The organism is Desulfovibrio sp., from assembly GCA_016208105.1.
Lineage (GTDB): Bacteria > Desulfobacterota > Desulfovibrionia > Desulfovibrionales > Desulfovibrionaceae > Fundidesulfovibrio.
In genome coordinates this window covers 111,260-133,394 of sequence record JACQYS010000010.1, presented here as the reverse complement: position 1 = coordinate 133,394, position 22,135 = coordinate 111,260, and the positions used below count along the sequence as shown (strand labels likewise).

The following is a 22,135-nucleotide window of genomic DNA, read 5'->3' as shown; positions in this document are numbered from 1 at the left end:
GGAGCGCCCGTGAGCATCTACTCCACCAGATCAGCGGCAGCGGGGCAGGGCGTGCAGCCCTGGTCCAAGACCATCACCCTGTTTCCGGGCGGAGGCGACGTGTCGGCCTTCTTTGGCCTCTACCAATCGCAGGGAGACGTCACCCTTACCGGCGCCAACACCATCCCCACACTCCCGGACGGCCCGGAGAAGGTGGTCCGCTACGGCAACCTCACCCTGGGCGACGGAACCATCGCCACCAGCCTGACCGCCTCGAACCGGTGCAAGGGGCTCACTATTTTATGCGACACTCTAGTTGTAAAAAGTAACGCCACATTGGGGATGTCAGCCAGAGGGCCATGCATCACCAGGACAGATGACCCGTTTTTCCCGTTCATTGACTTCAAGATACCCTTCCAGGTGACGCTGTCATCTTCATCAGTAAGTGTCAGTTGTGCCATTGATACGATTAGGCGCTCTGGTATTGCCCCATGGGACTCCGGAGTTTTTCAGTCTGTGCTTTTGTCGCTCCTTGGATTTAACTTGTCTGTATCTCAAGTTGGATCAGTTGCACTTCTAGTAGCAAGTGGCTGTGGGGGTGGGGGAGTTGGTGCGGTAGGTGGAACTGGGACAAATGGTGGATGCGGTGGAGGGGGCGGCGGATACAACGTAAACTGGGGAGGTAATTATAACATACAAGCTGGGGGAGGTAGCGGGACGCCATACGGTGGCGGTTCCGGAACTGGAGGAACCTATGCCGAATCTGCTGGCGCGTATAGCGTAACAAACCAAGCCTATGGGAGAGATATTTATTCAGGCCCTGGCACTTGGTCTGTTCCTACGGGTGTCGGAGCAGGGGCAGGAAATCCATGTCCGGGAAACTCTGCAAGCAATGGTGTCGGCGGAAAGTTGGTTGTTATTGCAAAAACAGCTGTCACAATTCACTCTGGTGGAAAAATAGAGTCCAGGGGAGTAGCCGGAAGTGCCTACGGTGGGTCATCTGGCGGTGGTCACGTTTCAATAATTACTCCCAGCTATGCTAATAGCGGAACCGTGCAGTGCCCAGGTGGGACTGGCTCATCCGGATATAATGGTGGCGCAGGCTCCGTTGTGACCAAGACCTTCGCGGACATGGGCTGGTGAGCCAGGGGAATCATCTCCAGGTACGTATGGCAGACTGCTACTCCAACAATAGCCAACCTCTCCTTCGTCCTCACCCAATCAGCTAAACCTTTCCCCCTCCATATCACCTTATCCCCAGGAGACCACCATGCCTCAGAGTTTTGGGGTATACGGCGAACAGAAAAAGGACGTGCAGCCGTGGTCGCAGACCATCACGCTCTTTCCCGGTTCGCAGAACGTGTCCAACTTCTTTTCGCTCTACACTTCGCAGGGAGACGTCACCCTCACCGGCGCCAACACCATCCCCACGCTCCTGGACGGGCCGGAGAAGGTGGTTCGCTACGGCAACCTCACTCTGGGCGACGGCACAACCCCCACCAGCCTGAACGCCTCGAACCGGTGCAAGGGACTGACAATTATATGCGACAGCCTCACTGTTAAGGCTAATGCCAGCCTGAACATGACCGCGCGCGGAGCGCGGGTGCTCACAAACGATGACCCATTCTTTCCGTTCGTGGACTTTAGAATTCCTAGTCAGATCACGCTGGTTTCAAACCAGGTCACCCCAACCAAGGCATTGTCCGTCATCAGGGATTTGGGCCTCGCGCTGTGGGACCAGGGAACTTGGCAGGCATTGGTGAGCGGGATCTTCGGGTTCAATCTGGGCATCACCCAGGCAGGGACTGTTTCACTTTTGCAGGTGGCTGGTTGTGGGGCCGGAGGTTCACCCAACTCTATGGGAACAGGAGTAATAGGTGTTGCTGGCACGAATGGCGGCATGGGGGGCGGTGGAACCGGAGGATCCAACACAATTGGCGGTGGTAGCTATTATTCCGCCCGAGGCGGGTATGGAAGCCCGTATTCCGGAGGGTCCGGATCTGGCGCCGCTTTCGCTAACAGTGGATATGAAGGCTATGTCATGGAAGGGGCGCCTCTCCAGTCAAAATACTCAGGCCCTGGAGGTCGAGGTGGTTTTCTTTGGCATACGCTCAGTTATTGGATGGACTCCGCTCTTGCCGGATATGGTTGCGGTGGGGCTGGGAATCCTGGCGGACTTGCGGCCTCCGGGGCTCCATCCAACCCAGGAGGTGATGGAACTGGAGGAAGACTGACAATCGTGTGTCGAGGGTCTGCTACTGTACTGGCCGGTGGAAAAATTGAGGCCAACGGAGTGGCGGGCGGCAGTGCGGCGAACAATTCCTGTGGTGGAGGCGGATCCGGCGGAGGAACTGTTATCATCATTGCCCCGACGTGCAGCAACTCGGGGACAGTTCAGGCTGCCGGAGGCGCAGGAGGTACTGGAAACTATGCTGCAGGCGGCGCAGGCGGAGCGGGATCGGTGGTCACCAAAACGTTCATCGAAATGGGGTGGTGACAGGCATCTCTTGTGAACGAAACCAACAAAAGGGGCCCTCGGGCCCCTTCTTTATTCTCTTCACTGTTTTCTCTCCGAAACAGCACTACTCATCCATGTGCGCGGTCAAGAACATGGACTTCTCCAACGACACGAAGAACTGCTGGTACGGCTCCGGGTCTTCCACGGCCGTGATGTTGTACTGGGCGTTTGCCCGCACCAGCATCTGCTCCTGGCCCTTGGGCCTAACGGACACGGTCATACGCAGGCTATAGCCGGAAAGCTTCGTGCCGCTCACCGAGCCGAGTACCATGTCCGCCTTGTCTATGATGAAGCCCAGGTCCTGCAGGGTAGCCATCACCGTGCGCAGGGTCTTTTCCTTGTCGGCGGTGTCGAAGCGCCGGCTCTGGTAGTTGCGCAGTTCCACCTGGGAGGCCGAGGCCGCCATGATCTGGTTGCGCGACGTGGTCTGGCATCCGGCCAGGCAGGCAAGCAGGAGCAGGGCGGCCAGTAGGGCTGGGAGTGTGCGGGATGTCATATGTCGTGGGCCTCCAGAAAGACGGATTGGGCCAATTTGTTGAAGAATTCCTGATAAATCGTGGGATCGTTGACGGTTTCCGCCTTGGTGACGTCCTTCTTGGTGTTCCAGACCACGCGCTGCAAGGTCAGGCGCACCAGCACCCGGTCGCCTTTTTCGCCCACCGGCCGGGTGACCAGCGAGGCCCGTATCTTCTGCTCCTTGTCCACCGGAACGGCCACGCCGAAGAGGAGGGCAACCACGATGGCGCCCGCCACCTGGCCAGCATGGATGGCGGTGCGGTTCTTGGAAGAGGTCACCAAGCCGAGGTCCGTGCAGCTCTCGTCCAGGTTGAAGCCCAGGTCCTGGAGCAGGGCGGCCGAAGCGGCCAGCATCTTCTTCTCGTCCGTGGTGTCGAACACCCGGGACTGCAGTTGCTTGTTGGAAAGATCCTCAGGAGAGAGGTCCAAAGCCTGTTTCGGCACCTTGGCCGTCACGCACCCCGAGAGCAGAGCCACGATGGCAACAACGGCCGCGCTTCTCTTGAACATGAATCCTCCCCTTAACAACCCGGTGAAAATGTTCAATCTTCACAGCTTGTTCAAAAAGCCTGCTGGCAAGGCGCAGAAAAAAGTCAAGGCTGAAGCGTATTGGACATACGCGAAGGTTTGACTTTTGAACGGCAACGAAGCCAGTGGGCATTTTTCAACAAGCTGTCAGAAACTGGACTGGCGGTAGGCGAAGTCCCGCACCTTCTGTTCGTTGTCGAACTTGACGATGACGGTCAGGGTGCGCTGGGAGCGCGAAGCCGCGCCGGAGGCCACGCCGCCACCCACCAGGAGCAGGGTGCCGTAGGCGTTGCTCTTGGAGTAGCTGACCTCGGTGGAGATCTTGTCGTAGACCCACACCTCGCGGCGCTGGTCGTCAGTGGTAACCATGTTGGGGGAACCAAGGGCGGCCACAACGTCGGCGGAGCTCATGCCCACGCGGATTTCGCGCTGCACGGTGCCCACGGAAATACGGTCCGCGACGTCGTTCTGGACCTGGGCCTTGTGGCTGGAGGCCGAACACCCCATGGATGCGAACACGGTGGCGGCCATGAACACTAAGACAAGCCGTTTCATGCAATCCCCCTGATTTTTTTGGGCAAGCTATCCACAAGGGTGCGTTTGTGTCAATTGGCAAGTATATACTATGCGATCAATTTATGGCAAATCGAACGTATTCATAAAATTTAGCGAATAGATATTTGTTATTATACGGCAAGGAAGATCGTCAGGAATTGATGAGCGAACCCCGCGCTTGCCATACTCGAATCGATCGGGGAATATTCCGGACAAATCGGAAAGAGCGGGAGATGCTTTTTGAGCGATGCCGCCGTGTGCACGGCCGGTCTTTCGGGACGGCAAGAAGTAGGGGAACGCGAAAATAATGGATCTGGCTCAAGACTGGGTCGGGCCATCCCATAGCCCCAAGCTTCAAGCTAGTGTCTCGAATCCATGTCCCAAAAGAAATCGGGGGCTTACGTTTTATCCGTAAGCCCCCGTAATTCTTGGTCGGGATGAGAGGATTCGAACCTCCGGCCTCTGCGTCCCGAACGCAGCGCTCTAGCCAAGCTGAGCTACATCCCGCGATGGAGATGAGGCTTGTAAACAAGTGATCGGGGTTTGGCAAGTATGATTTCATGTTGTCAAGGCGCTGTCTTTTCAAGTATCTATATTCAGGTCTTGCCATCCCTTCGTGATCATGGGCTTTCGTTCATCCCCAGCCGGAGGATCGGCCGGCACGACAAACATCAAAGGATTCAAATGTGATAAGCGTAGTAGTCGTCGACGACTCGGCATTCATGCGCAAGGCGCTCGCGTCCATGCTCGAGAAGGACCCGGAGATCAAGGTCGTGGCCACGGCCCGGGACGGCCAGGAAGGCCTTGAGGTCATTCGCAAGCACAATCCGGACGTTATCACGCTTGATATCGAAATGCCCCGCATGGACGGTTTGACGGCGCTCAAACACATCATGATGGAGATGCCAAAGCCTGTGCTTATGGTCAGCTCCCTCACGGTTGAAGGCGCCGAAGCCACACTGAAGGCAATGGAGCTTGGAGCGGTTGACTTCATTCCGAAGCAGCTCTCCAAAGTCTCGTTGGACATCGTCAAGATCGAAGAAGACCTCCAGGCCAAGGTCAAGCAGATCGCCCGGCGTAAGTTCAGGCCTCCAACGCCCTACAAAAGACCGTGCGTTTCCACCTCCACGGCGCCCTGTCCGCCTGCCGAAACGGAACACAGAAGAGAGTTCGTTCGCCCCTCCGGGGCTCTGGTCCGTGACCTGGTGGCCATCGGTGTCTCCACCGGCGGACCTCCAGCGGTCCAAAAGGTGCTGTCGGCCCTGCCCAAGGATTTTCCCGCCTCCATTGTCATTGCGCAGCACATGCCGGCGGCCTTTACCGGCCCCTTTGCCAAACGGCTCGACGGCGTTTGCCAGGTGTCGGTCAAGGAAGCTGAAACAGGCGACCGGCTAGCGCCGGGCCAGGTCTTCATTGCTCCAGGCGGCAAACACCTGAAATTGCACCAGAAGGTCAGCAGGGTTGAGATCGAGATCACTTCCGAGCCCGCCGAGGCGCTCTACAAGCCTTCGGCCAACGTGCTGGTCGGGTCGGCGGCGGATGCGGTGGGCAAACGGGCGCTTGGCGTCATCCTCACCGGCATGGGCTCCGACGGTCTGGAGGGCGTGAAGGTTCTCAAGCAGAAGGGGGGACGCGCGCTGGCCCAGTCGGATGCTTCCTGCGTTGTGTATGGAATGCCGAAAGCCATCGTTGACGCCGGTCTTGCCGATGAAATCGTGGATATTGACGAGATGGCCCAGGCCATCATGAACTGTCTGTATAAATAAGTGTTGCTCCGTCCCGACACTGGACGGAATCCGGGGAGCCTATGGGCGAACACGACGAACTGTTTAGCCAGCTTCAGTCCGGAGATGTCGAACTGGAACGCGAAGCTGCTTTTGCCGCTGGCGAAGCCAAAATCGAGGCCGCTGTCCCTCTTTTGGCGAAACTGGTTCAAAGTCAGAACTTGGGCGTCCAGGAGGCGGCGGACCGCGCCTTGCGCAGCATCGGCGGCCCGGCGGTCGTTCGCGCCGTGGCGCCGCTCTTGCGCTCCGACGACCCTCCCGCGCGAAATATCGCCATGGACGTCATGCGCGAGGTCGGGGATCAGGATTTCCCGACGCTTGTGGAGCTTCTGCACGACCAGGACCCCGACATGCGGATTTTCGCCTCCGACATCATAGGCTCCACCAACAGCCCCATGGCTGTCGATCCTCTCTGCGAAGCCCTGCTCAAGGATCCGGAAGTCAACGTGCGCTACCAGGCGGCGGTGAGCCTGGGGACGCTTGGCAAGCACGAAGCCGCCAAGTGCCTCAACAAGGCCCTGACCGACGACGAGTGGGTGCAGTTCGCGGTCATCGAATCCTTGGCGAAAATCCGCGACGAGTCTTCCGTGAGCGCCTTGATCGGCGCCTTGAGCAAGTCGTCCGACCTCGTGGCCTCCATGATCGTGGATACCCTTGGCGAGATAGGCAACATCAAAGCCGTGACCATGCTGATTAAGTATCTGGACAACTCCCCGGCGGCGCTTCGCAACAAGATTTGCAAGGCCGTGGTGATGATCCTCGGCGGCAAATCCCTGACATTGCTCTCCGAGAACGACAGGGAGAAATTCCGGGACTACCTTTTGGCCGCACTTTCCGACGAAGACATCGATATCCAGGACGCTGCCGTGCACGGTCTGGCCTTTGTAGGCGGTGCCAAAGCGTCCCGTGCGGTACTTGAGCTGGCTGGCAATCTTGAGCCGGACAACGACCAGGAGCGCCTGGAACTGGCTGTTTCTGCCTTGGCGACCATTGGTCTGACGGATTCCCTGAAAGAGGCCCTCGCCTCAGGAGAGCACTCCGTGGCCCAGGTGGCGGTGGAGGCCATGACCCGTATCGGCGGGCTGGAGGTTTCGCAGCTTCTGATGGCCTCATTCTGGAAACGCGACCGGGATATCCAGCGCGAAATCGTCCGCGCCTTGCTCCAGGTGGGGGGAGAGGAGGCTGTCGAATTCTTCATCGATGTCCTGGCCAGACACACGGACGGCACAGTCATCAAAGGAACGCTCAATTTCCTTGGCAGAAAGATGCATGTCTCATCCGCTGCGGAAGCGTTATTCCAGCAGCTGCATCATCCGTACGACGACGTGAAGGAGGCCGCTCTCGACGCGTGCGTGGCCATTGGCGGCGTCGATATGGCCGAACGCTTCAAGGAAATGTCAAAATCCGAAGAGCCGCTGGAGCGGCTCATGGCGGTCTACGCCCTGGGCAAGATAGACCCCGAATCCAACATCGAAGAACTGAGGGCGGCCCTCGAAGACGAGGTCCCGGATATCCGCAAAGTGGCGCTCGAAGCCGTGGCCAGGCTCTGCGGCCCGGAAGGGGAAGGGCTTGCCCTTCTTGTTTCCAGGCTCTCCGACGAGTCCCGGGAAGTACGTCTGGCCGTGGTGGAACAGATAGGACACTGCTCGCTGACCGAGGGCACCGAGTACCTCATACAGGCATTGGATGATTCCGACGACTGGGTCCGCATCAGGGCCATGGAAGCCTTGGGAACCCGCATGGCCCAGGAAGCCGTGCCCAAGCTCGTCGGCTTCCTTGAAAGCCCCAACAAGCTCCTGGCCTTAAAGGTCATCGAGACGCTTGGGGAGATCGGCGGCAACGTGTCCTTCCGGGCTCTTCTCGAAGTGCTCAACACAAACGACCAGGAACTGATCGATGCGGCCGAAGCCGCCATCTCCAAGATTCAAGAAGGGCACGGAGAGGATTTGTAGATGTCCTCTCTTTTTTCCAAGTCCATTTCCCTGCGCAAGGAACTCAAGATAACAGATGCCGAGTTCACGCAGCTCAGGGACTACATTTACCAGCAGTCGGGAATATACATTGCGGACAACCGCAAGTATCTTCTCGAGAACAGGCTGGCCAACCGCATCAAGGAATTGAATCTCAAGAGTTTTGCCGAATATTACCACTTCCTGCAGTACGATCCCGGCAAACGCCAGGAATTGAACCGCCTCTTCGAGGTGGTGACCACAAACGAAACGAGCTTTTACCGCAACCCTCCGCAATTGGCTGTTTTCCAAAACAATGTCCTTGCCGAGGTGATCGACCAGCAGCGCAAACTCGGCGCCAAAAAGCTCCGCATATGGTCCGCTGGCTGCTCAACGGGTGAGGAACCCTACACCATCGCCATCATTCTGCTTGAGGCGCTCAAGACCGAAATCGCCTCCTGGGATATAAAAATCACCGCGAACGATCTGTCCGAGGCGGTGCTGTCCTCGGCAAGGCGCGGCGTCTATAATGACTATACGCTACGCACCACGCCAAAGGATATTGTTACAAAGTATTTCCTGGCGGAAGAGGGCAAATTCAAAGTGAAGCCTGAGGTGAAGCGCCTGGTCAGTTTCGGGCAGATCAACTTGAGTGACAGGGCCATGCTGAAGCGAGTGGATCGGTCCCAGATAGTTTTCTGCAGGAATGTGATCATTTACTTTGATGATGAAATGAAGAAAAATGTGATCGGTTCTTTCTATGACAATTTGTTACCCGGAGGATATCTGCTTATTGGGCACTCAGAGTCGTTGCATAACATATCCCGGGCGTTTAAACCCAAGCACTACCCCGGCGCCATTGTCTATTTGAAAGAAGGATAAAGAATTCCGAATGTTGGCCGAAAATGACGTGTATGGCCAGGTGCAGTCTTGCTCCAGGTTTCGGGAGTGTCAGTGGGTGTAAAGGTAATCGCCATAGCCAACCAAAAAGGCGGAGTGGGCAAAACCACCACGGCTTTATCAATGGGAGCGGCTCTGGCAAGGATGGAGAAAAAGGTTCTCCTCATGGATTTGGACCCGCACGGTTGCGCTTCGGTGCACCTGGGGTTGTTTCCGGAGAACGTGCCGGTATCGGCGTACGATTTGCTGTTGCTGGACCAGTTCGAGAAGAGCCAGTGGGACAGTGCCGTGTTTCCATCAAGAGAAGGCGGCATGGACCTTGTAGCCAGCAACGTCCGGCTTTCGGAATTGGACATAGATCTCAAGGGACGGGAGAATAAGGGACTTTTGCTCAAGAACTTGTTGGCCTCGGCGGCGGGGGAGTACGATTTCGTAATCCTTGATTGCCCGCCGAACATGGGAGTGCTCCTGGTGAATGCGATGGTGGCCTCGGACCTGCTCATCATCCCGATCCAGACTGATTTTCTGGCACTTCATGGCTTGAGGCTGATCTTTGACTCCATAAGGATATTGAACCGGGTGCTCCCGCGTCCGGTGGCCTGGAAAGCATTGGCCACCATGTTCGACAAGCGCGCCGGGGCCTGCCGCAGGGTGCTGGAACTTGTCCGAAACAAGCTGGGTGACAAGATGTTCGAAACGGTCATTGGCCTGGACACTCAATTCCGGGAAGCCAGCGCGCGCGGTCAGGTGATATACGACGTGGCGCCGGGCTCGCGCGGAGCAAAGGAATACATGGCTTTGGCGAAGGAAATAGTGACCTGATGAAGACGTTGGAAACGTATTTTGAACAGGACGTCGTCCTGCCCGAGGCCGCAGGTCAAACGCAGGGGTTGACCGGTCCAGAGCAGGCGTTTTTGGAAAAGTACGTCGGAGCCGGATGGGAGAACTCTCCCGAGGGCAGGGCTTTGGCCCGCCCGGTTCAGGCCGAGCAAGTCATGGGGCCGTCCGGAGACGCTCCCGAAGTGGATGGCGGACCTGACGAAGCGAGCCTCATGGCCGAGGAGGAACTCAGGCTCGTGAGTTTCCACGTAGCCGACCAGGTTTTCGCTGTGCCCATTATGCTCGTGCAGGAAGTGCTTCGCGCTGTTCCAGCCACAAAACTGCCCGCGGCGCCGCGGTTTTTGGCTGGGGTCACCAACCTGCGCGGCCGGGTGACCCCGTTGGTGGATTTGGCCTGTTTGCTCGGAGTTCCGTCGAACCCGGAAGTGCCCGACAACTTTTTGATCGTGTGCCGCGTGCATGGTATGCAAATCGGACTTCAGGTCCGGGCGATCGACACGATGTACAAAGCCCCGCGCGGCGACATCGAATGGAATATCGAAAGTCAGGTTGGCGTCAGTGCCGACCTTATGGCTGGTCTTCTTAAAAATGGCGACAGGCTGATCAAGATATTGTCGGTCAGCCGACTGTTTCAGAAAGTGCTCAAGAACTAGGAGCCGGATATGTCAAAAACGATTCTCATCGTTGACGATTCGAAGACAGTGCGGAACCTCGTGGCCTTTATCATGAAAAAGGAAGGCTTTAAGGTCGTAACGGCCGAGGACGGCCTGGACGGCCTGGAAAAACTGTACTCCGCAGACAAGATCGACCTGATCATCTCGGACATCAACATGCCGCGAATGGACGGATTCACGTTCATCAAAAGCGTCCGCGAGCAGGATGCCTACAGGGACATGCCCATAGTGGTACTCTCCACTGAGGGTCAGGAAAAGGACATACAGGCCGGTCTTTCGATCGGAGCCAACATGTACATGGTCAAACCGGCCCAGCCGGAAAAAATGCTCAAGAACGTCAAGATGCTTCTTGGCTAGACGATAGAACCCGCCCATAGAGGTACGCATGAGCCAAGATTTCATGGATCCGGAACTCTTCGCCGATTTCATCGTCGAAGCAAAAGAACATCTTGAAACCATCGAGCCGAACCTGCTCGAGTTGGAAAAGAATCCGGACAATCTTAGCTTGTTGAACGAGATATTCCGGCCCATGCACTCCCTCAAAGGGGCATCCGGCTTCCTTGGCCTCAATCATATCAACGGCCTGGCCCACCGTGCCGAGAACATTCTGGACGAGTTGCGCAAGGGCAACATAGCCGTGACCGCGGCGATCATGGATGTGATTCTCGCGGCAACCGACGCCTTGCGCACCATGATCGACAACCTGGAGACACAGGGAGTCGAGGGCGATGTCGAAACAGCATCCATTATCCAGCGCATCGAAGCGATTCTGGCAGGAGAGAGCCTGCCGGATTCAGCCCCGGCGGCGGATCCGGTTCCTGAAGAGCCCGACCTTGCCCCGAGCGCTCCCTTAGAGGAGGACACCGTGAGCAGTGAAAACAAGCCTCCTGTGAGCGAAGGGCGCGGATTCATAATGCCCGAAATTGTCGAAACCGGGCCTGCGTATGATCTTCAGGCAATAGGCGAAGGACACCTCAACGACTTCCTTGAAGAAGCTCTCGAAATAATTGAAAATCTCAATTCTTCGCTTCTCGAACTGGAAAAAGACCCCACCGCCGGCGGGGATTTGGTCAACGACACCTTCAGGTATTTTCACAATCTCAAGGGAAACTCCGGGATCATAGGCCACAAGGAGCTCAACGCGCTCACCCATGAGGCCGAAACCTTGCTCAACAAGGTGCGCAAAGGGGAAATGACCCCGACCCCGCGCATGATCGACCTGCTGCTTGGCACTGTGGACACCATGGAGACCCTGGTCTCCAAGATCGACGCGAAACACAACCAGGCGACGCCCCTGGACATCTCCTTTCTGGTGGAAAAACTGCAGCAGGCCGTGGCCACGGGAGACGTGGACTTTGGCGAGCATGCCGCTCCAGAGGCCGAAGCGGTAGCGCCTGAAGAACCTGTGGAAGCAGCGCCCGAAGAGGCGCCGGTCCAACCTGAAGAAGCCCCTGAAGAAGCCCCTGAAGAGGCCCCCGAAGAGGCGCAGGCCCAAGACGAGGAGACGAAACCCGCTTCCTCTTCAGAGCACGACGACGAAGACAACGAGATTTTCGAGGAGACCGTCAACCATCAGCTGGCCAATATCCACCTGGCCCTGGAGGAGTTGGCCAAGGACGGCTCCAACAAGGATTATATCGACGGCTTGTACCGCTCGCTCGACACCCTGCGCAATTCGACAGGCTACATGGGCCTTGACGAGATAAAGACCTACGCCGAGCGCACGGCAGGAATGGTGGACCAGGCCCGGAAATCCGGTTTGGACTTCGAGTTGATGCTGGACATTCTCAAGCAGGAATGTGCCATCATCGAAGATATGATCAAGGCTGTGCTGAAAACGCTCAAGGGCGGCGGGGCTACGGAAGAGACAGCTCCCGTGGCGCAGCCTGCCGAGGCCGCACCGGATAAGGCCGAGGCCGTTGTTGCGGACAAGCCCAAGCCCAAGGCTGAGAAAAAGCCCAAACCCGAGCCCAAACCTGAGCCCAAGCCTGAGCCCAAACCTGAGCCCAAGCCTGAGCCCAAGCCTGAGCCCAAGCCTGAGCCCAAGCCTGAGCCTGAGCCCGAACCTAAGCCCGAGCCCAAGCCGGCTCCAAAGCCTGCTCCCAAGGCCGAGCCGGCTCCGCCTCCAGCACCCGCGGCTGCCGCGGGGGGTCAAGGTCAACCGGCTGCAAAGGTTTCGTCCACCATCCGGGTTGACCACGAGAAGCTTGACCACCTCATGAACCTGATCGGCGAGCTTATCATCAACCGGAACCGGTACGCCCTCCTGGCCAGATCACTGGAAGAGGGCAAGCTGGACGTCCAGGCCATAGCCCAGCAGCTCACCGAGACCACCTACGCCATGGCCAGGCTCTCGGACGACCTTCAGGACACCATCATGAAGGTCCGCATGGTGCCGGTTTCCTCGGTGTTCTCCCGCTTCCCGCGCCTGGTGCGGGACCTTTCGCGCAAATCCGGCAAGGAAGTGGAACTCATCATGGAAGGTGAGGAAACCGAGCTGGACAAGTCCGTGGTGGAGGTCATCGGCGACCCGCTGGTGCACCTTATCCGAAACAGCGTCGACCACGGCCTGGAAACCGAAGAAGCCCGCCTGGCCGCGGGCAAGTCGGCCATCGGCAAGGTCTGGCTGCGCGCCTATCACCGCGGCAATTCCGTGGCCATCGAGGTCGAGGACGAAGGCAAGGGCATCGATCCGGCCAAGATGCGCGAAGTGGGCATCCGCAAAGGCCTCGTCACCCCTGAGGAAGCCAAGAACCTGGACGACCGCGACGCCCTGGAGCTCATCTTCATGCCGGGCTTCTCCTCGGCCGAGACCATCACCGACATTTCGGGACGCGGCGTGGGCATGGACGTGGTCCGCACCAACATCAAGAACCTCAAGGGCACCGTGAGCGTGACCAGCGAGGTGGGCAAGGGCACCAAGTTCACCATGGCCCTGCCCCTGACCCTGGCCATCATCGACGCGCTCATGGTCATGGTGGGCGAACAGATCTACGCCATTCCGCTCGACGCCGTCTCCGAGACCACCAAGATCGAAGTCAAGCGCATGACCGAGGTCAACAAGCGCAAGGCCGTCACCCTGCGCGGCGAAGTGCTTGGCATCATAGAGCTTCGCGAAATCCTGGAGCTTCCCCCGCCCGAGGACGAGGAGAAGGAGATCGTCTCCATGGTCATCCTCCAGGACAACGACCGCCGATTGGGCGTTATCGTGGACAAGCTCCTGGAACGTCAGGAAGTGGTTATCAAGCCCCTGGGCTCCTACCTCTCGGAGTTCGACATGCGCGGCCTCTCCGGCGCCACCATCATGGGCGACGGATCGGTGGTGCTCATCCTTGACCCGCACGAGATATACCTCATGGCCACCTCGCAGCGCAGTTCGGCCAGTCTCTGATCCTCAGCACCGCACCATAAGAAAAGCGGCTCCCTAGGGAGCCGCTTTTTTGTGCGCGTACCGGCTAAAAAACTTAAGAGACATCAGCCGAGGAAAAACCTCACGTAGGAGGCCACAACCCCGGCAAAACCGGCCACCGTCAGGAAGAACGCGGCCACGCAGTGGAGCTTCAAGCGCAGCGGGTTCTGGTTCTTGAGCACCAGAGCCCAGAGAAGGCAGGCCATGACGAAGCACCCCAAGCCGATTCCCTCTCCCCAGAAGAAGGCAGGGCGTATCGGCAGGTCGCGCACCGCTGGCCAAATCATAGCGAAAAGCCCGGCCTGGCAGGCAAGGGCCGCCAGCGTTGAGAACGTGGCCCATTTGGCGGCCATCTTCAAAGCGTAATTGTAATAGTCGCGGCCGAAGTCGTCCTTGTCGCGCCGGTGGATGAGGTACAGAGGAGACAACGCCCCGGCCATGGCCAGGCTTATGCTCAGAACCCACGGAAGGAGCAGCCAGGCGGAAGAAACAACGGGGGGGAGGAAAAAGAACGGATCATCCGAGGGATCAGCCGGAGTCGCCACGAAATGCCGGAGAAAGGCGAGGAAAAGATAGCCGAGAACCCAGGCCGAGGCTGTGGCGGATACCCCGAGGGAGGCCTGCGCCGCGCGTTTCTCCTTGAGCGTTTGCCACGCAGCCCGGTAGATGATGGCCAGAACGGCGCACACAAGCAGAACGATTGCCAGGGGGGCTGTGGGAAGAGGCCAGCCGAGCCAGAAGGACGCCGCGGCCGGGAATTGAAACTTCATCACGGCCGCGCCGCAAACCAGGCCGATTATGGAAACGATGCCGGCCAGAAGGCAGAGCGTGGCCGTCTGCTGCCCGTATTTGTCCCTAAAGACCTTCACCCGCTTCGGGGGGTTGAAGAGAAGCACGGCGCTGGTCAGGGGCAAACCCGAAGCGGCCAGTGCGATTGACAAAGGCAGACAGACGAGGGCCATGATGGCCGCGAAGAGAACAGTATCGCTCACGCTGGACCGGACTCCTTGTTTATTCACTCAGGCGCCGTAATGGCGGCGCGGCTTTTTTGCCTTAATTTGGTCCGCGATGCAACGCGGGCAAATGGCAAGAATGGATCGCCACTGTTTGCAACCTGTTGTAAAAGTCGAATCTCGCAGCCTGTTCAAAAAGTCAGCTGGCCAGGCGCGGAAAAAAGTCAAGACTGAAGCGTAGTTGACATATGCGAAGGTTTGACTTTTGCGCGGCAACGCCGCCAGCGGGAGTTTTTGGGCAGGCTGCTAAGTCTCCGTTTTTTAAAGACCGAGACCTTGCTTTCATGGCAAGGGTCGATTATCGCGAGAGAAAACTCTTGGAGAATGCGGTGAAACGATTAAGCCTGACCGTCCTGGCGTTGACGCTTGCCTTCTCCGGTTGTGCCCAAAACAAGGGCAAAGTCGCCAAGGAAGCCGCCCAGCCTTCCCGAGTGGACACTCTTGAAGCCAGTTTTTCCCGCTTCCAGGAGCAGCAGCGCGCCAGGGACGCCGACATCGACTACAAGCTCCGCGAGATAGCCACCCGCCTGGACAAGCTCGGTTCCGGCCAGGCTCCGGCCCCAAAAGCCACCAAAGGCAAAGAGCGCAAACCCGTTGCCGCAAGCGCCTCCCGCCAGCCCATCGTCGCCGGCCAGGTGATTCCGTATTCCCAGCTTTCGGGCACGGCCCCCGCCCAGACGCCCATGCCGGCCCAGGTGCAACAGTCTCCCTCGGCTCCCCAGCCGGTTTCAGCGCAGCCCGCGGCTGTTCAGCCCGCGCCGCAGCCTCTGCCCGCGTTGCAACCGCCTGTGGTCACGCTCGGAGAGTCCGCAGGAAGGCTTCAGCCCGCGACCCTGATGCAGGCCAGGCAGCCGATGCCGGTGTCCGCACCTCGCTCCGCCAAGGAAAAAACCTCGGCCCGCACACCGCAGCCCGTGAGCGGCCTGACCCAGCCCGCGCCTGTTTCCCCCGCGCCAGCCCCGGCGCCTCACCAGGCCAAGGCGCCCGCAACCGCCGCTGCCTCCCCCCAGACCACGGACATGCAGGAGCAGCTTCTCTACACCGAAGCGCTCCGGTCGGTCTCGGCCAACAAAAACGACGAGGGGCGCAAGAAATTCAATGACTTCCTGGCCAAATACCCAAGCTCCTCCAAGACTCCCGAGGCCCTCTACTGGATCGGGGAGAGCTACATGGGCGACAAAAGCTACAACCAGGCCATTCTGGCCTTCAAGGAAGTCACCACCCGGTTCCCCAAGGATTCCAAATCAGCCGAATCCCTTTATCGCATCGCGGACGCCTACGAACGCCTGGGCGACAAGTCCAATGCCGTATTCCACTTGAAGATGCTGGTGGATGAGAACCCCAACTCCGAATTCGCCGGGAAAGCCAAACAGAAGCTGAAGCAGCTGGGCCAGTAAGCACCGTGTCCGAGCGCACGCGCCAGGAGTTTTGGGCCAGCCTGTGCCTCAAACATTCGCCCGGGCTCGGGCCGCGCACGTCCAAAAAAATCCTCGAACGCTTCGGGAGCGCGGCCAAGGCCGTGGACAATGCCGCACGCTGGCAAGGCATGGGCCTTGCTACTTCAGCGCAATTGCAGTCTTTTCTCGCCCAGTCCTGGCTTTCTCAGGCCCAGGATGAACTGGCCGTTGCGCATGACAAGGGCATCGACGTCCTGCTCTGGTCCGATCCGCGCTACCCGGAACGCTTGAGGGAGATCCCCGACCCTCCGGTATTCCTCTACGCCATTGGCGACCTGGGGCTACTGGATTTTCCAGGCGTGGCCATGGTCGGCTCCAGGGATTCTTCCCGCTACGGCATCGAACTGGCCCGCCGCATCGCCGTGGATCTTTCCGCTGCGGGGATCACGGTCATTTCCGGAATGGCCCACGGCATCGATCGGGAAGCGCATCTGGGAGGCCTCTCCGGCCCGGGCAGCTCCATCGCGGTGATGGGCACAGGCCCGGACCTCATCTATCCCGCTTCCAACCGCGACCTGTGGCGCGAGCTCGCGGGCAAGGGGCTGGTGCTCTCTGAATTTCCTCCCGGCACGAAGCCGCTTGCGGCCAATTTCCCCAAGCGAAACCGCATAATAAGCGGACTCTCCCTGGGAGTTCTTGTGGTGGAGGCCAGCACCCGCTCGGGCAGCCTCATCACCGCCAGGCTGGCCATGGAGCAGGGCAGGGAGGTCTTCGCCCTGCCGGGGCCGGTGTCCCTGCCGAGCTACCGGGGCTGCCACGAGATCATCAACAAAGGGGCCAAGCTCATCCACGGGGCCGAGGACATCCTCTTGGAAATAAAACCTCAGCTGGAAGCCTTTCTGGCCCGGCAAGGGCACCCGAAAATATCGCCTTCGGCCCGCCCCGTGAGTGAACAGGCCAGCCTCTTGCCCGCGCGTTCCGCCGCAAGAGCGCCGCAAGCGCGTTCGGGGCCGGACGAAAGGGCTTCCAGGCGCGCAAAGTCCCAGTCTTCATCCGCTGGCGGCCCCGGCCTCGACCCCGCGCAGCTTTGCGCCGCTTCCCACATTGTACCCGGACAGCAGGCGTCCTCTTCGTTGGAAGAGACTGTGGCCGGGCATCTTGAGGCCCTGGGGGCCACGCATATCGACTCGCTCTGCCGCGTGCTCGGCAAGGATGCCTCGGAAATGAGCCGCACTTTGGTAGTGCTCGAACTGAAAGGGGTTGTGCGCAGGCTTCCCGGTGGGTACTATCTCTCAGCTTGATTCCACGAAGGAGCCGTAAGGCATGCAGAAGATACCGCTCAACCTGGCCAAACCGGGCTTTGTTCTGGCCAAGCCGGTTGCCAGATCCGACGGAATGGTCGTGGCCCCGCAGGGGGCCGAGCTCACCGAGGCCCTGCTCGACAAGTTCGACATGATGGGCGTCGAGCAGGTGGTGGTGGAAGGCGAACCCATCCAGACGGACGGTGTGGCCTCGGGCACCAACTACGACACACGCCTGCAACGCCTGGATCATCTGTTCCGCCACCACGAGAAGGATCAGTGGATGAACCAGGTGAAGGCTCTTTTCACTCACTTTTTCAAGATGAAGGTGGCCTCCAAGGCCGGCTAGGAGCATACGTCATGGTCGAGGACCTGAAACTCGAGCGCAAGGATCAGATCCTGGCGGTCAAAGACCTGCCGACCCTGCCCAAGGTGTTGGACGAGGTGTCCCGCCTGGTGAAGGACCCGGATTCCTCCACCGAGCAGATCGCCAAGCTCATCGCCATGGACCAGGTGCTCTCGGCCAAAGTCTTGAAGATGGTCAACTCGCCCATCTACGGATTTCCAGGCCGCATAAGCTCCATTCACCACGCCCTGGTGCTTCTGGGGTTCAACGTCCTGCGCGGGGTCATCGTCTCCACGTCGGTGATGGACATGATGAACCAGGCCATGGTGGGCCTGTGGGAGCACTCGGTGGGGTGCGCCCTGGCCAGCTCCACCATCGCCCGTTTCGTCGGGCTAAAAGACGTCGAGGACATTTCCGTGGCCGGGCTCCTGCACGACCTGGGCAAGGTGGTCACGGCCGTGCAGTTGCCGGATATGAAGGTGGGTATCGACGCAATGGTCAAGGAGAAGGACCTCACCTATCTGGATGCCGAGAAGGCCTTCATGGGCTTCGGACACGACCGGGTGAACGCCTGGATCGCGGACCACTGGAAGCTGCCCCCCAGCATCAAGGAAGGCATGAGCTACCACCACAAGCCCCAGCTGGCCCGCACATACCCCGAAGTGGCCTGCTGCGTGCACCTGGGCGACTTCATGGTGCGCGTGTTCGAGTACGGCTCCGGCGGCGACGACAACGTGCTCTACCTTGAGCCCGAAGCCCTCAAGAAGCTCAAGCTCAAATCCAGCGACGTCGAAACCATCCTCGACCAGCTCTGCGAACAATTCCTGGATATCGCCGACCTGAGCTTCGTCTGAGCCATGACAGCCCAGGACGCCTGCCGCCTGCCACGCCCCCAGAAGGTCTATCTTCTTTCGGCCGATGTGGGTCTTAAAAAGACCCTTTCGGAACTCTGGGACGACGGCCAGCTGGAGATTGTCCATTTCGACCGGGGCAGGGGGGCCATAGAGGTCCTCTTCAACGAGCTTCCCGATCTCCTCATTGTGGACCACGACCTGCCGGACATGCCCGGGCTTGACGTGGTGAACCTGGTCAAGAGCGAGAACGTCTACCGCCAGCTCCCGGTGATTCTGGCCATCAGGGAAGAGAGCCTGCTCGAAGGGGCGGACTGGTGCTTCGCCGAAGTGGACGACCTCATCATCGTCCCCTCCAGCCCGGCCAGGGTGAAGGCCCGCGTGTTTTTGACCATAACCCGCGCCTCCAGAGCCTTCGACGCCAACCCCCTTTCCAAACTGCCGGGCAACACCTCCATCATTCAGCGCATCCAGGAGATGATCGACCGCCAGGAGGACTTCGCCCTGGCCTATGCTGACCTGGATTACTTCAAGAGCTTCAACGACAAGTACGGGTTCTCGCGCGGCGACGAGATCCTCATGATGACCGCGCGGGTCATCGTGAACACCATTCGCGGGTTCTCAGAAGTCCGCTCCTTTGTGGGACACATCGGTGGGGACGATTTCGTGTTCATCCTGCCCCCCGACAAGGTGGAGCTGGCCTGCCAGCGCGTGGTGGACAACTTCGACTCCATCGTGCCCCATTTCTACGACGAGGACGACCGGGCCAAGGGCTACATCCAGTCCACGGACCGCGAGGGCAACATGCGCACCTTTCCGCTCATGGCCATATCCATCGCCGTGGTCTTCAACGTGGGAGGCCGCCTCAAGCACTATGGCGAGGCCTCCCAGATCGCCATGACGCTCAAGAAAAAGGCCAAGGAGAACCCCAAGAGCTCCTATGTCCTCGACAAACGCCAGCCCTGACACGCCGCTTCCCGAGCACGCCCAGGCCTACCTCGCCAGGCTGGCCATCGAGAAGGGCTATGCCAGGGCCACGCTTCTGGCCTACGAGTCCGACCTCAAATACTTCGAGAACTACTTGAACAGTCGCGGCCGGACGCTGGCCGCTCCCAAGGATTTGACCCGCCGGGATCTCCAGGGATTCCTGGCCGAACAGCACAGGGCCCGCCAGGCCAAGACCTCCATGTCCAGAAGGCTTTCCTGTTTGCGCGGCTTCTTCAAGCATCTTGTCCGCCAGAAAGTTCTCGTGAAAAACCCGGCCGAGGGGCTTTCCAACCCGAAGCTCTCCAAGCCGCACCCCAAGAGCCTCAACGTGGACCAGGCTTTCGCCCTGCTGGACACCCCTGGCACGGGAGGCGACCCGGAGGCGCTGCGCGACGCCGCACTGGCGGAACTGCTCTATGGCTCAGGCCTTCGAGTGAGCGAGGCCATAGGCCTGAAACTCAATGATCTGGACATTTCCTCGCGGATTGCGCGCGTTATGGGCAAGGGCAGCAAGGAACGCCTGGCCCCCCTGTCCGACACGGCGGCAGCGGCATTGAAGGCCTATCTTGGCGTGCGCCACGCCTTTTCGCCAGCTCCCGCAGAACAGGCGGTGTTCCTGGGGCTTCGCGGCGGCCCCTTGCAGCGCCGGCAGGCAAACAGGATACTGGAAGCCTTAAGCGCCAGCGCCGGGCTGCCCACTGCTGTGAGCCCGCACGTTTTGCGGCACAGCTTCGCCAGCCACATGCTCCAATCCGGTGCGGACATGCGCGCGGTTCAGGAGCTCCTGGGCCATGCCCGTCTGTCCACCACGCAGCGCTACACGCACCTGAACCTGGACCAGCTGGCCAAGGCGTACGACCAGGCGCACCCAAGGGCCAAGGGAACACGCGACAAAGAAGATTCATAAGGACAAGAGCGAACCAGGTCCGCACTGGATCCGAGAATCTAGAATAAAGGCTCTTTGCTGTAACGAGTGAAGTCTTCTTCGCGAAACGCTACTATCCAACAATAACTGAAAAGCGTGGTTGAAATCCCCCCTGCGAGCCTTTATGGATATTGCTGGCGTGCAATGTACGCCAAGGCAGCCACATGTCGAAAAACAAACCCGCTCCGATAATCGTCAAGAAGGAAGAAGACAGCCACGGCGGACACCACGGCGGCAGCTGGAAGGTGGCCTACGCGGACTTTGTCACGGCCATGATGGCCCTTTTCCTGCTTCTGTGGCTCACCATGGCTTTGAAGCCCCAGCAGAAAGAACAGCTCTCGGCCTTCTTCCAGGACCAGGAGCTCCCCAAGCGCGAAAAACCCACCGAAACCGTGGTCATGCCCACCTACATCGCCAAGGACGTGCAGCAGGGCACTCCGCAGTTCAAGCTCTCCCAGGAAGAGAAATTCAAGTACGAAGTGGCCCTGATGATCAAGCAGCTCATGGACAACAACCCCAACATGAAGCAGAATTCCGGCATCAGCTCGGATAAGATCGGGGTGCTTCTGCATGTGAACAATGCCGTCATGTTCCAGCCCGGATCGGCCGTGATGAAGCCGGAGGGCTACAAGCTCCTGGACGATGTGGTTCAGGTGCTCAAAAAAATCAAAGTCGACCTGGTGGTGCGGGGACACACGGACGATATTGAAATTGGCGCCAACGGCCTGGCGCGGTTCGAGCTGTCCGCTCTTCGCGCCGCCACCTGCGTGCGCTACATCGTGGAGAAGGGCGGCATTCCGACCACGCGCGTCAAAGCGGCCGCCTATGCCGACAGCCAGCCCATCACCCCCAACACCACCGACCAAAACCGAGCCATCAACCGCCGGGTGGAATTTCTGTACCACTCCCAGGAGATGTCTAACCTCTATTGACCCTGCGAGGAGCCATGTCCAAGTTTGTTCTCTTTCTCGTCCTGGCTGTTGCGTCCACGGCCTGGGCCAAAAATCCCATCGTCTCCTTTCCCTTGGCGGTACAGATCGACGCGGCCGGATCGAAAGGCCAGGGAGGCAATCTGGCCAAGCTGGTGGACCCCGCGAACACCGTTGGCGTAGCCATCGGAGAGTGGATCGAATTCGGCTTCTCCAAACCGGTGGCCGTCACCAAGGTGACGGTGGTCAACGGCTGGGCCGCCCCGGGATCGTTCAAGCAACACGGTCGCATAAAAACAGCCGAACTCGTCTTCGCCGGAGGCGGTAAGCAGACCATTTCCCTGAAAGACACGGACAAGCCGCAGGTGATAACCCTGCACGGCAAAGGCACCGCCGTGAGGCTTACGGTGACATCCGTCTTCCACGGCACGGCCAGCAACGAACCATACCTCTCCCGCATTTCCTTCGACGGATACGACCCTTCGGAAAAGCAGGTGACCGTCACCGGCCGGTATGAAGGCTGCGTGCGCTCCAAATCGAGCTCCAGCTGGGGCGGGCAGGACGACCCGCTCTATTACTGCGTTCGGTTTCGCGCGGACGACGGCTCTTTGTACGGATGCATGGACGACCTCTGCTTTCATTCCAAGGAGCATGTGAACGTGCGGCTCAAGATCACCGGCGTCATCAAGGAGGGCAACGTGCTCCAGGTTCTGGAGGCTTCTCCGGTAAAGTAA

21 protein-coding genes and 1 tRNA gene are annotated in these 22,135 nt (G+C 59.2%); 17 read left to right on the top strand and 5 right to left on the bottom strand.

The genetic code is table 11. The features are described 5' to 3' along the window. Positions 1 to 9 precede the first annotated feature (9 nt). A complete protein-coding gene (locus HY795_05820) occupies positions 10 to 1,122 on the top strand; it encodes a hypothetical protein (GenBank protein MBI4804732.1) in 1,113 nt (370 codons plus the stop codon). 127 nt (positions 1,123 to 1,249) lie between these two features. Beyond that, complete coding sequence (locus HY795_05815) at positions 1,250 to 2,476, top strand: hypothetical protein (protein MBI4804731.1); 1,227 nt, start codon at positions 1,250 to 1,252, stop codon at positions 2,474 to 2,476. Positions 2,477 to 2,561: 85 nt separating this feature from the next. Here HY795_05815 and HY795_05810 read toward each other — a convergent pair whose 3' ends face one another. The 4 genes from HY795_05810 to HY795_05795 all read right to left on the bottom strand — a co-directional run bounded on the left by HY795_05810 (position 2,562) and on the right by HY795_05795 (position 4,603). Continuing rightward, positions 2,562 to 2,993 carry a hypothetical protein gene (locus HY795_05810; GenBank protein MBI4804730.1) on the bottom strand — a complete coding sequence of 144 codons (432 nt, stop codon included), beginning with the start codon at positions 2,991 to 2,993 and terminating at the stop codon, positions 2,562 to 2,564. Continuing rightward, positions 2,990 to 3,523 (bottom strand): hypothetical protein, encoded by a 534-nt coding sequence (locus HY795_05805; protein MBI4804729.1) that lies wholly within the window; start codon positions 3,521 to 3,523, stop codon positions 2,990 to 2,992. Before HY795_05805 ends, HY795_05810 begins: the two co-directional genes overlap by 4 nt. A 165-nt stretch (positions 3,524 to 3,688) precedes the next feature. Next, positions 3,689 to 4,096: a hypothetical protein gene (locus HY795_05800; GenBank protein MBI4804728.1), complete on the bottom strand. Its 408-nt coding sequence runs from the start codon at positions 4,094 to 4,096 to the stop codon at positions 3,689 to 3,691. Positions 4,097 to 4,525: 429 nt separating this feature from the next. After that, positions 4,526 to 4,603 (bottom strand) — tRNA-Pro (locus tag HY795_05795). 179 nt (positions 4,604 to 4,782) lie between these two features. Between HY795_05795 and HY795_05790 the strand changes: the two genes are divergently transcribed. From HY795_05790 to HY795_05760, 7 genes are all read left to right on the top strand, one after another. Beyond that, positions 4,783 to 5,862: a chemotaxis response regulator protein-glutamate methylesterase gene (locus HY795_05790; protein MBI4804727.1), complete on the top strand. Its 1,080-nt coding sequence runs from the start codon at positions 4,783 to 4,785 to the stop codon at positions 5,860 to 5,862. 41 nt (positions 5,863 to 5,903) lie between these two features. Beyond that, on the top strand, positions 5,904 to 7,832 hold the full coding sequence (locus HY795_05785; GenBank protein ID MBI4804726.1) for a HEAT repeat domain-containing protein: 1,929 nt from the start codon (positions 5,904 to 5,906) through the stop codon (positions 7,830 to 7,832). Next, a complete protein-coding gene (locus HY795_05780) occupies positions 7,833 to 8,711 on the top strand; it encodes a protein-glutamate O-methyltransferase CheR (GenBank protein MBI4804725.1) in 879 nt (292 codons plus the stop codon). A 72-nt stretch (positions 8,712 to 8,783) separates the two neighbouring features. After that, positions 8,784 to 9,551 (top strand): ParA family protein, encoded by a 768-nt coding sequence (locus HY795_05775; GenBank protein MBI4804724.1) that lies wholly within the window; start codon positions 8,784 to 8,786, stop codon positions 9,549 to 9,551. After that, on the top strand, positions 9,551 to 10,222 hold the full coding sequence (locus HY795_05770; GenBank protein ID MBI4804723.1) for a purine-binding chemotaxis protein CheW: 672 nt from the start codon (positions 9,551 to 9,553) through the stop codon (positions 10,220 to 10,222). The genes HY795_05775 and HY795_05770 overlap by 1 nt, the downstream gene beginning before the upstream one ends. A gap of 9 nt (positions 10,223 to 10,231) precedes the next feature. Next, on the top strand, positions 10,232 to 10,600 hold the full coding sequence (locus tag HY795_05765; protein MBI4804722.1) for a response regulator: 369 nt from the start codon (positions 10,232 to 10,234) through the stop codon (positions 10,598 to 10,600). A gap of 28 nt (positions 10,601 to 10,628) precedes the next feature. Further along, positions 10,629 to 13,634: an Hpt domain-containing protein gene (locus tag HY795_05760; GenBank protein ID MBI4804721.1), complete on the top strand. Its 3,006-nt coding sequence runs from the start codon at positions 10,629 to 10,631 to the stop codon at positions 13,632 to 13,634. Positions 13,635 to 13,717: 83 nt separating this feature from the next. On the opposite strand, the gene HY795_05755 is transcribed toward HY795_05760, so the two are convergent. Next, a complete protein-coding gene (locus HY795_05755; GenBank protein ID MBI4804720.1) occupies positions 13,718 to 14,644 on the bottom strand; it encodes a hypothetical protein in 927 nt (308 codons plus the stop codon). A 350-nt stretch (positions 14,645 to 14,994) separates the two neighbouring features. Between HY795_05755 and HY795_05750 the strand changes: the two genes are divergently transcribed. The 8 genes from HY795_05750 (at position 14,995) to HY795_05715 (ending at position 22,135) form a co-directional block, all read left to right on the top strand. After that, the gene (locus HY795_05750) at positions 14,995 to 16,062 is read left to right on the top strand and encodes a tetratricopeptide repeat protein (protein MBI4804719.1); all 1,068 of its coding nucleotides are present in this window, start codon (positions 14,995 to 14,997) and stop codon (positions 16,060 to 16,062) included. Positions 16,063 to 16,067: 5 nt separating this feature from the next. Continuing rightward, positions 16,068 to 17,363, top strand: coding sequence for a DNA-protecting protein DprA (gene dprA, locus HY795_05745; protein MBI4804718.1), 1,296 nt, complete (start codon positions 16,068 to 16,070; stop codon positions 17,361 to 17,363). 22 nt (positions 17,364 to 17,385) lie between these two features. Next, positions 17,386 to 17,712: a hypothetical protein gene (locus HY795_05740; GenBank protein ID MBI4804717.1), complete on the top strand. Its 327-nt coding sequence runs from the start codon at positions 17,386 to 17,388 to the stop codon at positions 17,710 to 17,712. Between the two features lie 11 nt (positions 17,713 to 17,723). After that, positions 17,724 to 18,563 (top strand): HDOD domain-containing protein, encoded by an 840-nt coding sequence (locus HY795_05735; GenBank protein ID MBI4804716.1) that lies wholly within the window; start codon positions 17,724 to 17,726, stop codon positions 18,561 to 18,563. 3 nt (positions 18,564 to 18,566) lie between these two features. After that, entirely contained in the window at positions 18,567 to 19,526 is a 960-nt protein-coding gene (locus HY795_05730; protein ID MBI4804715.1) for a diguanylate cyclase, read from the top strand. Continuing rightward, positions 19,501 to 20,454 (top strand): tyrosine recombinase XerC, encoded by a 954-nt coding sequence (locus HY795_05725; protein MBI4804714.1) that lies wholly within the window; start codon positions 19,501 to 19,503, stop codon positions 20,452 to 20,454. The genes HY795_05730 and HY795_05725 overlap by 26 nt, the downstream gene beginning before the upstream one ends. A gap of 182 nt (positions 20,455 to 20,636) precedes the next feature. Further along, entirely contained in the window at positions 20,637 to 21,404 is a 768-nt protein-coding gene (locus HY795_05720; GenBank protein MBI4804713.1) for a flagellar motor protein MotB, read from the top strand. A gap of 14 nt (positions 21,405 to 21,418) precedes the next feature. Next, entirely contained in the window at positions 21,419 to 22,135 is a 717-nt protein-coding gene (locus HY795_05715) for a hypothetical protein (GenBank protein MBI4804712.1), read from the top strand.